This is a genomic window from Candidatus Magnetominusculus dajiuhuensis, from assembly GCF_046044395.1.
In the GTDB taxonomy this organism is placed as follows: Bacteria; Nitrospirota; Thermodesulfovibrionia; order Thermodesulfovibrionales; family Magnetobacteriaceae; genus Magnetominusculus; species Magnetominusculus dajiuhuensis.
This window is the reverse complement of record NZ_JBJUSG010000022.1, coordinates 20429-32181: the sequence shown is the minus strand read 5'-3', so window position 1 is coordinate 32181 and position 11753 is coordinate 20429. Positions and strand designations below refer to the sequence as shown.

The 11753-nt window shown below is 48.7% G+C and carries 7 protein-coding genes and 1 pseudogene; 6 read left to right on the top strand and 2 right to left on the bottom strand.

All coding sequences use genetic code 11. The features are described from left to right. Positions 1-249 precede the first annotated feature (249 nt). From carB to AB7D94_RS04920, 3 genes are read left to right on the top strand one after another with little or no spacing between them, the layout of a single operon-like run. Entirely contained in the window at positions 250-3516 is a 3267-nt protein-coding gene (carB, locus tag AB7D94_RS04930; RefSeq protein ID WP_420264617.1) for a carbamoyl-phosphate synthase large subunit, read from the top strand. A gap of 29 nt (positions 3517-3545) precedes the next feature. Beyond that, entirely contained in the window at positions 3546-3830 is a 285-nt protein-coding gene (locus AB7D94_RS04925) for an ogr/Delta-like zinc finger family protein (RefSeq protein ID WP_420264616.1), read from the top strand. Positions 3831-3883: 53 nt separating this feature from the next. Then, positions 3884-4405 (top strand): Uma2 family endonuclease, encoded by a 522-nt coding sequence (locus AB7D94_RS04920; RefSeq protein ID WP_420264615.1) that lies wholly within the window; start codon positions 3884-3886, stop codon positions 4403-4405. Positions 4406-4461: 56 nt separating this feature from the next. Here the strand turns inward: AB7D94_RS04920 and AB7D94_RS04915 are convergent, their stop codons facing one another. Then, positions 4462-6489, bottom strand: coding sequence for an LPS-assembly protein LptD (locus AB7D94_RS04915; protein WP_420264614.1), 2028 nt, complete (start codon positions 6487-6489; stop codon positions 4462-4464). Between the two features lie 104 nt (positions 6490-6593). Between AB7D94_RS04915 and AB7D94_RS04910 the strand changes: the two are divergent. The 3 genes and pseudogenes from AB7D94_RS04910 to AB7D94_RS04900 all read left to right on the top strand — a co-directional run. Beyond that, positions 6594-7175: pseudogene (locus AB7D94_RS04910) on the top strand (hypothetical protein); the annotation flags it as partial. A 2-nt stretch (positions 7176-7177) separates the two neighbouring features. Next, entirely contained in the window at positions 7178-8026 is an 849-nt protein-coding gene (locus tag AB7D94_RS04905) for a damage-control phosphatase ARMT1 family protein (protein ID WP_420264613.1), read from the top strand. Between the two features lie 10 nt (positions 8027-8036). Further along, positions 8037-9332, top strand: coding sequence for an IMP cyclohydrolase (locus AB7D94_RS04900; protein ID WP_420264612.1), 1296 nt, complete (start codon positions 8037-8039; stop codon positions 9330-9332). Between the two features lie 69 nt (positions 9333-9401). On the opposite strand, the gene AB7D94_RS04895 is transcribed toward AB7D94_RS04900, so the two are convergent. Further along, a complete protein-coding gene (locus AB7D94_RS04895) occupies positions 9402-11423 on the bottom strand; it encodes a methyl-accepting chemotaxis protein (RefSeq protein ID WP_420264611.1) in 2022 nt (673 codons plus the stop codon). Positions 11424-11753 lie beyond the last annotated feature (330 nt).

Here is an 11753-nt window from a genome sequence, read left to right as displayed (position 1 = left end):
CCCACCTCAAAAAAAAAGGGGGGGGGGCTGCTTTACTATTGTGACACAGTCTGTTGTCCGGAATCTGTCCTTATGCCTCAGAATATGCACAATCATCATGAACCTCCCACTAAAGGGAAGATTCCGGACAAGCCGGAATGACGGCAAGGTATCTTCTGCTTTATTTTTCTAATGCGTTTGCCCTGAGCTGTTACAAAAAAAGACACTAAACCAGTCAAAAGATGTTACAATAGCGCACGTGAGGTTGATATGCCAAAGAGACACGATATAAAGAAAATACTCATAATTGGCTCAGGGCCGATAGTCATAGGGCAGGCCTGCGAGTTTGACTACTCCGGCACTCAGGCCTGTAAGGCGCTGAGGGAGGAGGGGTATGAGGTAATACTGATTAACTCCAATCCAGCTACGATTATGACCGACCCTGAGACCGCCGACGTTACTTACATTGAGCCGCTGACAACTGAGTTTCTTGAAATGATTATCGAAAAAGAACGCCCTGACGCCCTGCTTCCCACAATGGGGGGCCAGACCGCCCTGAATCTCACCGTTGAGGCCGCCGCGATGGGCATATTCGACAAATACGGTGTGAAACTCATAGGGGCAAACCTCGACGCCATTCACAAGGCCGAAAACAGGGAGCTGTTCAAGCGTTCAATGGAGCGCATAGGCCTGCGCGTACCCAGAGGCGTTGCCGTATCAAGCATGGACGATGGGCTGAAATCGCTGGATTATGTGAAGCTGCCCGTCATCCTGCGGCCTGCCTTCACGCTTGGAGGCACGGGCGGGGGGGTTGCCTACAATATTGAGGAGTTTGGCCCGCTGCTCAAAAAGGCCCTCGACCTAAGCCCTGCCAGGCAGGTGCTGATAGAGGAGTCAGTCATCGGCTGGAAGGAGTACGAGCTTGAGGTGATGAGAGACACGGCGGACAACGTCGTAATAATCTGCTCAATAGAGAACCTTGACCCGATGGGTATTCACACGGGGGATTCAATCACCGTCGCCCCGGCCCAGACCCTCACAGACAAAGAGTATCAGAAGATGAGAGACGCGTCAATTGAGATAATTCGTGAAATAGGCGTTGATACAGGGGGAAGTAACATCCAGTTTGCGGTAGACCCCGAAAACGGCAACATGATGGTCATAGAGATGAATCCGCGTGTGTCAAGAAGCTCCGCCCTTGCAAGTAAGGCAACCGGCTTTCCTATCGCTAAGATTGCGGCAAAGCTGGCCATCGGCATGAGGCTTGACGAAATAACAAACGACATAACCGGCGAGACCCCTGCCTCCTTTGAGCCGGCCATAGACTATGTGGTCACAAAAATCCCCCGCTTTGCCTTTGAGAAATTCCCAGAGGCGGAGGCGGTGCTTACGGTATCAATGAAGTCTGTCGGCGAGGTAATGGCCATAGGAAGGACATTTAAAGAATCCCTTCAAAAGGCCATCAGAAGCCTTGAGGCGGATACATGCGGTTTTGAACCCATCACGGGCCTCACGCGCGGCGTGTTAAAGGGAAAACTCCAGACCCCTAATGCCGAGAGGATATGGTACATTGCACAGGCGCTGCGAGATGGATATGACGTTCGGTGGATATTCGATTTGACAAAGATAGATACTTGGTTTTTGAACAATATAAAAGAAATAATTGATATGGAGTCCGTCATAAGAGAAAGGGGCGGGCAGCCGGATGTATTAAGGAAGGCAAAGGAGTTCGGCTACTCGGACAAGATGCTTGCCTCCCTGATGGGTAAGGACGAAAAGGCGGTAAGGGCGCTAAGACAGGGGCATGGCATTAAGCCGGTCTATAAGATAGTTGATACCTGTGCGGCGGAGTTTAAGGCGCGAACCCCATATCTTTATTCCACATACGAACGGCCTTTTTATAGACTACTTCCTGACGGCGGGATGGAGGTCGTCTCCGCGTGCGAGGCCAACCCGACAACAAGAAAAAAGATAATCATCCTCGGCTCAGGGCCAAACAGGATAGGGCAGGGGATTGAATTTGACTACTGCTGTGTGCAGGCCGCCTATGCCCTGAAGGACCTTGGGTATGAGACTATCATGGTGAACTGTAACCCTGAGACCGTAAGCACTGACTACGACACCTCAGACCGGCTCTATTTCGAGCCTCTTACTATTGAGGATGTCCTTGCGATAATTGAGATTGAGCAACCGGAGGGTGTTATTGTCCAGTTTGGGGGGCAGACGCCGCTAAAGCTTGCCGTACCACTGGAAAGAGAGGGAGTTCGCGTCCTCGGCACATCGGCAGACGCCATAGACAGGGCGGAGGACAGAAAGAGATTTAAGGAACTTATTGATAAGCTTAGGCTCAAACAGCCCGAAAACGAGACTGCCACGTCTGCCTCTGAGGCCATCATGAGTGCTGAACGCATCGGCTACCCTGTCATGGTAAGGCCGTCGTATGTGCTTGGCGGGCGGGCAATGGAGATAGTCTATGACGACGTGTCGCTTGCCGATTATATGGTAAGGGCGGTAAAGGCGTCTCCGGAGCACCCGGTACTGGTGGACAAATACCTTCAGGACGCCATCGAGATAGATGTTGACACCGTCAGCGACGGAGTGAATGTCATCATTGGCGGGGTGATGGAACATATAGAGGAGGCTGGCATACATTCGGGGGATTCGGCCTGCTCGCTGCCGCCGTATTCTCTTAGTGATGAGCTGATAAAAGAGATAAAAAATCAGACGAAGGCGCTTGCCCTTGAACTCAACGTCATAGGGCTGATGAATGTCCAGTTTGCCGTCAAAGGTGGCGAGGTCTATATACTTGAGGTAAACCCCAGGGCGTCAAGGACGATTCCCTATGTGAGTAAGACCACGGGGCTGGCGCTGGCGAAGGTTGCCGCAAAGGTGATGGCCGGTATGACGCTGAAAGAACTTGGCGTAACGCGGGAGATAAGCCACGCCCACATCTCGGTAAAGGAATCGGTGCTGCCGTTTGAGAGGTTTCCCGGTGTGGATACGATACTTGGTCCTGAGATGAAATCCACGGGAGAGGTCATGGGCATAGACGGCGACTTCGGCACGGCGTATGCGAAGGCTCAGACATCGAGCTTTAATAAGCTGCCCTTGTCCGGCAAGATATTTATCAGCGTACGGGATGAGGATAAATCTGCTGTTGCTGAGATAGCCAGGCAACTCGTAGATAAGGATTTTACGCTTGTGGCAACAGGGGGTACGGCACAATTCCTTGACACCTGTGGCCTCGACTCCGAGGTAGTCCTCAAGGTAAGAGAAGGCCGTCCCAACATACTTGATCTAATAAAGAACAAGGAGATAAGTTTTATAATAAACACGGTCTCAGGCGCGGAGGCAAAGAAGGACTCACAGTCAATTCGCACAAACGCGCTGCTCTATAAAGTTCCATACTCCACGACGATAGCCGGTGCGAGGGCAGTCATAAGGGCGATAGAAAAGTTACAATCAGGGAGGCTTGGGATAAAATCAATTCAGCAGTATCACGAGGAGATTGCCGGGGCCATGCGGTCAGTAACTTAAAGTGAACGTGTAAAACATAAGGAGAACATATGAAGTTGACAGAAGCGCCGAACTGCCCGTACTGTGGGCAGAAGATGAGTAAGACCGAGCCGCCGACATTTAATCTCAGCGACGGACTTGGCTGGTGTACGCCATATATGTACATATGTTTTAACGACGAGTGCAGCTTTTACGTAAAGGGCTGGGAACAAATCATGGTCAACTACGGGAAGACGGCCTCGTACAGGTGCATGTACTACCCGGACACAGGAGAGATGGACGCCATATGCGTATACGCCCCTGATGGCCTGAAGGGGCAGATAATCGAGGAATAGGGCGGGGCTGGGACGCATAGACAAACCCGTAGGATTGAGGGTATAATATAGTCATGGAAACGCTTGCGCTGCAACGAGACTTAGACTTAACGGAGATAATCAACGGGGAGGAGGTTGTGTCGCCAAGCCCTTTTAGTAAACATCAGAGTGTTGTTTTAAATTTAACTGAAATTATACACCGCCACGTCAAAATGAATAGATTAGGGAAGGTACATATCTCGCCGCTTGACGTAATCTTAGAAGAAGGGACTAACCGCCTTCAACCCGATATACTGTTTATCAGGAAAGAGAATATGGCCATTGATCAGGATTGGATACGAGGCGTACCGGATATGGTCTGTGAGATAGTATCTTCAAGTAGTTACGAATATGATACCGAGGTTAAGAAGTCTATTTATGAGAAATACGGTGTGCCGGAGTACTGGATAGTCATGCCTGAACTAAAGACGATTGAGATATTCACCCTTGATGTTGTTAAGTATAAGCTGCTCAAAGTTGCGGCGTTTGAGGGAGTGGTTACGTCTAAGGTCATCGAGGGGCTTCAGGTTAGTATCAAAGACGTGTTCGAAGACTGATTGTCTAAACTGGGGTAAGTTACCTGTTCCAATGTCAATCAGCATAGTCCTCAGCCCTATGTCCTGCCAAAGGAGAACATCTGCTGGTTTCCAATGCCCTTTAGGTCTATCATTAAATATACGCCAAACGAATCAGGGGTGCGCGCAACTCTTAGATTAAGCCCCCAGCATTGTTTCATATAAAACAAGTCTATGCTGTAATATTTGGCCTCGCCAGTCCTCGCGTCATACCATGCGTTGGTCCTAAAGGCGTATTCCTTGCTTAACATAAGGTCTACTGTGCTGGTTATATACGTAATGCTGTTGAGCAGGTTATATCGCTCTCCAACAGAGAGTTTAACATTGTCCGAGAACGCTATGCTCGTCACTGAGTTGACTTTCGTCATTTGTCCGGTCTTAAAATCATACGCCGCCTCGGCCTTAAAAAAGACAGGTTTTTTAACCGCCAGTTGAAGTCTCATCGGCTGAAGTCTCTGGGCCGGGTCAAGGGCGTCATATGAGTTTAGAAGATTCAGAAATAGAAACGTCCCACTGCTGTTCCTGAGATAATTCATAAGCGAAAGCTCAGTTGCGGCTGTCTTTCTGAACAGCTCCGTAGAATCCAAAATCGGGGCAGGGTAGGTGTCGTTGTCTGTGTATATGTCGTGCGATATGTAGTTGAATCTCAGCGACGGCTCAAAGATATGTGTAAATGACGAATAGTCTTTGGCCAGTGTGGCGTCAAGCGAGGCACTATAAAAACCCGCGAAGTTGTTTATATCGTCCCGGCCATCAACCGTATGCGAGAGCTTGTAAAATGTCTCACGCGCTCCGGCTGTTTGCGTGAACCTCACGCCGTCTCCTATTGACCAATACACCTTAGGAAATATGTCCAATCGTTCCCCTTTTACGTTTACATCTGATATGAAGTTCGTCGCGGCAGTCCTCACAGAAAAGGCGTCAAGCAGACTTATCTCCACAGGATGGACAGTAAATCCAACCTCCGGTACCCGCTGCGATATCCAGCCATTTGGATTTGCTAAATCCACCCAGTACTGTGAAAGCAGATATGCCCTGATTTTTTCGGTGGAATATGCAAGCTCACCCGTGGATTCAATAAAGCGGGAAATGCTCCTTTGAACCGATGGACTGTAGAGCTGGTAATAGTCTTTTTCGTTTAAATAATTAACCTCCAGTATAGATGAAAAACCGCTTTCTGTAAACTGGCTGTGCGTCCCTACGATTTGAAAATAGTTCTTGTCGTCAACCCGGTCGCGCAAATGATAAACCCACCATCTGCCCCCTATGCCGCCCTCCTCGACGTATCTGTATTCAACGCCCTGGCCCTCTCCTCTTTTTGAATAATAATCCGGTGTGATAGTCATGTCCCTGTTTTCTGATATAGCCCAATAAAACGGAAGGCTTATATGTGCCCCTTTGAACGAATTATAGCCCACTATGGGCATCAGAAAGCCCGTTTGCCGCCTAAGTGACTGGGCGAAAATCGGCGTATAAAGCAGGGGGACGTCATTTACCCGCATCGTAACATTTTTCGACACTATCTCGTCATTTAGTTGTATCGTGGTCTCTTCGGAATAAAAACACCACGCAGGGATAGGAGCGTCACAGGTTGTTATTGAGCCGTGGTCTACGTGATAGTTGCCGGAGTTGAGTTTCTGTATGGTTTCTCCTTTGACGTGGTAGTTATCTTTTTTAAAGAGCAGTGTTGCCCGCGTCATAAACCCGGTATTGTTATCGGTGTAGAGTTCCGCCTCATCGGCAAGCGCCCTGATGTCACTGTCTTCGTATATGACGTTTCCCTTGAGCACGGCCAGAGAATTCTCTTCGTAGAACTCGGCGTAGTCGGCCGTTACTGTGGAGTTGTCTTTTTTAGACGTGATTTCAACATTGCCGGTCAGGTAGTATATTTTTTTTACGCCGTCATAGTCCAGTTTGTCGGCGTCTATGACTGAGCCGCCGCTTTTGTTCCATTTTATGCCGAGTGTTGTGGTGTTGTTGTCGTCAGAGGGCGCGACAATCTCCTCAGCCGCTGCCGCTGCCGCAATCAAAACTAAGAATATGAATATCGCTGCGATTTTTTTCATAACTAAACGAGATACATTCTAACATATTCTTTACCTCAATTTATATAAGATGTTAAAATCAATTTCCATAAATATAATTATCAGGGAGGTATGGCTTGAGTAAGATTGAAAACGCCGTCATAAGCGTGTCCGACAAGTCGGGCGTTGTAGCGTTTGCAAAAAAGCTTCATGAGATGGGTGTAACAATATTTTCAACCGGAGGAACCGCCAAATCGCTGAGAGAGGCTGGTGTGTCAGCAACAGAAATCTCCGAATACACGGGATTCCCCGAGATGCTCGACGGCAGGGTCAAGACCCTCCACCCAAAGGTCCACGGCGGCATCCTTGCCCGCAGAGACAACCCCGACGATATGCGCGTCATCGCCGCACACGGCATCAAGACCATAGACCTCGTTGTGGTGAATTTGTATCCATTTGAGAAAACCATTGCAAAGGTGGGAGTAACGTTTGATGAGGCCATCGAAAATATAGATATCGGCGGCCCTACTATGCTTCGCGCCGCGGCTAAAAACTTTAAAGACGTAGCCCCGGTCATAGACCCCGCCGATTACGACAAGGTAATAGATGAAATGAAGTCCTCATGGGGCGGCTTGAGCTATGGCTTTCGCCTCTCGCTTGCCTTGAAGGTGTTTACGGTGATTTCGGGATATGACGCCGCTATTGCCAACTATCTGAAGACGGCGGGCAAATGAAGGTTAATGTTGAATGTTTTCCTTGTTTCTTACGGCAGACAGTTACCGCGCTTTCCCAGTTTGATATGGATGACGAGGTGCGGTTTGCGATAATCGGGGATGTCCTTGGTGTGTTGAAAGGCGTGGACGTAGAAAAAACTCCGGCCTATGCGACCACTTTTATATATCGAACGGTTAAAAAAAGGATGGGGCTTGACCCGTATGCCGCGCTTAAACGCCAGTTCAATGAGTTTGCCCTGAAACTCTATCCTGCTCTCAAAGAAATGGTATCCAATAGCGGGGAACCCCTCTGGAGCGCCGCAAGGATTGCTATTGCCGGAAACATCATAGACTTCGGCATTTATGAATCCTTCGATGTTGAAAAGACAATCAATAAGGCGCTCGAAGATGTCATAGCGGTGGATGATTTCCATTCCTTTGAAGAGGCACTGCAAGGGCATAAAGAGATTCTCTATCTACTGGATAATGCCGGTGAGATAGTCTTTGACATGCTCCTGATTGAACTCCTCGCGGGGATGGGTAAACACGTTACCGCCGTTGTCAAGGGCAGTGCGGTCATCAATGACGCTACTATGGAGGACGCTGTTGAGGTTGGCTTACAACAGCACTGCAGGGTGATAGATAATGGCACAGACGCCGTTGGCACTGAGCTGGAGTTTTGCAGCCAGGATTTTGTAAAGGAGTATAATAGGCATTCTCTCGTAATAAGCAAGGGACAGGGGAATTTCGAGACCCTTGAGGGTGATAATAAGAAAAATTTATTCTTTTTGTTTCAGGCAAAATGCGACGTCATAGCCTCGCATTTAAATCTAACAAAAGGCTCTATGCTGTTGAAGGGCCAATAGGAGCGATAAGATGGCGGAACTTAATAAAAAGATGTATAAGACGATTCTTGATGACCACTTTCCTGACGATTTGACTATTACGATGGGAGAAGTAAGCCTGGTCTATAAAAAGAGGACTTGGAAAATACCAGATGAAAAGACGGGCGATTTAATAGAGAAGGGGTTGCGCTACGGGGAAAATCCCGACCAGGAAGCGGCGGTCTATGAACTAGTTAACGGTAATCTCACTATTGCTGGTTGTGAGTATATAAGGCCGGGAAAGGGTTTGGTTAGCGCTATTACTGAGGATGATATGGTTCAGGCTGGAAAGCATCCCGGTAAGATTAATCTTACAGACCTGGATAATGCCTTGAATATATTGAAATATCTGACAGAGAGGCCGGCCGCTGTCATAATGAAGCATAATAATCCCTGTGGGGCCGCCTACGGAGGAACAATCGAAGAGGCTTATTTGAAGGCTGATATGGCTGACCGGATTGCCGCCTTTGGAGGCTGTCTTGCCCTGAACAGGCCGGTTGATAAGGCTACCGCAGAAGCAATTGCGGTTAATTATCTGGAGGTTGTCGCTGCCCCGGAGTTTGAGGATGGGGCATTATCTCTGTTAAAGAAGAAGAAGAATCTCAGGATAATTCGTCTGAAGAGGATGGGTGATCTTGCCGAATACAAAGACATGAAATATCTTGATTTTAAATCTCTTTCAGACGGTGGCTTGATTGTTCAGCAGTCGCAGACTAACAAAATAAGGACGAAGGATGATTTTCAACTCGCTAAGACCCTATACAAGGGTGTGGAGTACATGATAAAAAGAAGTCCTTCAGAAAAAGAGTATGAAGACATGCTCTTTGGCTGGAACATCGAACAGGGAATCTCCTCAAACTCTGTGATATACGTAAAGGACGGTGTCACTGTGGGCATAGGCACCGGCGAACAGGACAGGGTAGGGGTGGCAGAGATAGCTGTTTTTAAGGCCTATACGAAGTATGCCGACGCGCTGTGCTTTAAGCGGCATGGAGTTGCGTTAAAGGTTTTTGAGCAAGAAGTCAAGGAGGGCAAGCGCAAGAGAGACGCCCTCGATGATATTGCAAGCGAGACAAAACAGGCACGCGGCGGGCTTATAGGTTCAGCAATGATCTCAGACGCGTTCTTTCCATTCAGGGATGGCGTGGATGTGGGTATTGAAGAGGGCGTAACCGCAATCGTTCACGCCGGCGGCTCCGACAGAGACTTCGAATCCATAACGGCATGCAACGAGGCCGACCCTAAAGTAACGATGGTTTTTACAGGACAGAGAGTTTTTAAACACTAACAAAAAAAGGCATGAGGGCGCTGCCCTCAAACTCCCGCGAGGGGGGTAACCCCCCTCGACCCGTATTCGCTACGCGATCTTCTTTTCTATCGCCGTCAGGAGGTCTATTATTTCTTTGCTCATTGGGCCTATTTGTAAGTATTGATTCTCTGCGCCTGATGAATCTCCAGCGTGTTTCAGTGTGACGATTTGCTTGACTACCGTGTGTAGTTCCTCATGGATTGTCTCAAGTTTTTGCATCTCCGGCAGGTGGCCGAATTTATCTATTCCCTTGGAATATAACCATTTGCCGAGGTCGCAGTCTTTGTGTGACACTGCCTGTGATTCGGTTAGGCTCTCCTTGCCGTCGAGAAAATCCCGAAGTCGGCTTTTCCACAGGAGGTGTTTGCTTCTCGCGTTGGAAAAGTCGAACGACTCGGCCATGCCTTTTCGGACAGGGTGGGGCGTGTGGGGTTTCAGCGCTTGCTTTGCTGCTGGCTTGGTGTGAGTGGGTTGGTGAGTAACTTGCTGAATTAATTTAGGTTTTCTTGCCGGTGTGCGCCTCTGGCTTGCCGTTGCCTCGCCTATTCTAAAGAAACTTATTGCGCTTTGCAGCTCATCTGCCAACGAGTTTAACTCTTCGGATGTAGAGGCCAGCTCCTCTGCGGATGAGGCGTTTTGCTGTATCACATGGTCAAGCTGCTGCAGCGCCCTGTTAATCTGCTGCGCCCCGGAGTTTTGTTCGTTGCTCGCGGCGGCAATTTCCTGAACCAGTTCAGAGGTCTTGCGAATATCGGGTACAAGTTTTGTCAGCATATCCCCTGCTTGTTCGGCCACGACTACACTTGTTGCCGACAGTTGGGTTATCTCACCGGCGGCTTTTTGCGAACGCTCGGCAAGTTTCCTTACCTCCGAGGCCACAACCGCAAATCCCTTGCCGTGTTCCCCCGCGCGCGCTGCCTCAATGGCCGCGTTTAACGCAAGGAGGTTTGTCTGTCTGGCAATTTCCTCTATTATAGATATTTTGGTTGCTATTTCTTTCATTGCCGCCACCGCGTCTGTTACAGATTTGCCGCTTACAGTGGCGTCCTTGGACGATTTTGACGCCAGCCTTTCAGTCTGCACTGCGTTGTCTGTGTTTTGCTGTATGTTGGAACTCATCTGCTCCATCGAAGACGATGTCTCCTCAACGGACGCCGCCTGCTCTGTAGCCCCTTCTGATATCCTCTGTGCGTTTGCGCTAAGCTCGTTACTGCTTAGTGCCACGCTGCCAGAGGTCGTCCTCACGTTTCCGATTACTTCCTTCAGTTTGTCAACCATGGTTTTCATCGCACTTAGGAGCTGTCCTGTCTCGTCGTTGCTGGTAACATTGATGTCAACGTTAAGGTCACCGTCGGCAAGGCTGCCGGCTACTCTTACACCTTCTTTGATAGAACTTGTCACGCTGCTTATTATCCACCATGCGGCGAGAACTGAAACTATCAGGCTGAATATAATAGTGAATATCGTCAGTTTTTTGCTCCGGCTGGAGGTCTTAGAATTTGTCTCGTCAAGGTCAACCGCGGCCTTGTATTGGTGTTTTATCAGTTCATCGAAACTACTTTTTGCCTGGCTGTATAATGGCAGGATCTTCTTCACCGTAAATAAATTCGCGTCGTTGAATTTCCCTTCTTTGAGGAAAACGATGCCCTGTTTTAGGCCTTCGTTTACAAATTTCCCCCTGTCTTCGGCAAATTTATCAGCGAGTGTTTTTTCCTCTGGAGACAGAGATGACGCCATGTAGCTTGTCCACAACTTGCTTATCTCTTCAATATTGGTCTCGATTTTGCCGGTGTGTTTGGTTATCGGGTGGTCGGCGTTATGTACCTTGCTGACCTCCAGCGTAGGGTCATGGAACGCCGCAAGAAGCAACTGCTGGACGTTCTCGCGCATCTTATCGTTAATCACCGAAAGGTCGCCAACTGGTACCATCCTGTCGGCATACAGTGAGTTGAAGTTTTTGTTAAGGCTCGCTAATGAGTTAAGGCCAACCACCCCCATCGCGATAATTATTACCGCCATAAACCCAACCAACGAAAACAGCCTGACACTAATCCGAATATTCTTAAACATAACCCCCCCGTTCAAATTTCTTTAGCATTCACCAAACCGTTTTAGCATCCGCAACGCGGATGCTAAAGTCAACTGTGTAGTGGGCGTAAGCCCACTGCACATGCCTACACTTCCACACAGTATGCGCCTTTACATGTATTATTGTCAATGCCGTGAGTGAGCATAATAGCCGTTAGCCGGAGTTCTGGAAGCCGCCAACGAGCGGCAGCCCAAAATCAATTGATAAAGCGTTGGCGAGATTACGGGGTGAAGGGGGGGTTACCCCCCCTTCGTCGTTAATCTGTTAATCCTTTAATCTGTTAATCCTTTAATCTGTTAATCCTTTAATCT

What these genes read in the sequence shown, in the direction of transcription:
- AB7D94_RS04920 (WP_420264615.1), top strand. Translation starts at nt 3,884, where the DNA reads ATGGAAACGCTTGCGCTGCAACGAGACTTAGACTTAACGGAGATAATC.
- carB (WP_420264617.1), top strand. Translation starts at nt 250, where the DNA reads ATGCCAAAGAGACACGATATAAAGAAAATACTCATAATTGGCTCAGGG.
- AB7D94_RS04925 (WP_420264616.1), top strand. Translation starts at nt 3,546, where the DNA reads ATGAAGTTGACAGAAGCGCCGAACTGCCCGTACTGTGGGCAGAAGATG.
- AB7D94_RS04895 (WP_420264611.1), bottom strand. Translation starts at nt 11,423, where the DNA reads ATGTTTAAGAATATTCGGATTAGTGTCAGGCTGTTTTCGTTGGTTGGG.
- AB7D94_RS04905 (WP_420264613.1), top strand. Translation starts at nt 7,178, where the DNA reads ATGAAGGTTAATGTTGAATGTTTTCCTTGTTTCTTACGGCAGACAGTT.
- AB7D94_RS04900 (WP_420264612.1), top strand. Translation starts at nt 8,037, where the DNA reads ATGGCGGAACTTAATAAAAAGATGTATAAGACGATTCTTGATGACCAC.
- AB7D94_RS04915 (WP_420264614.1), bottom strand. Translation starts at nt 6,489, where the DNA reads ATGAAAAAAATCGCAGCGATATTCATATTCTTAGTTTTGATTGCGGCA.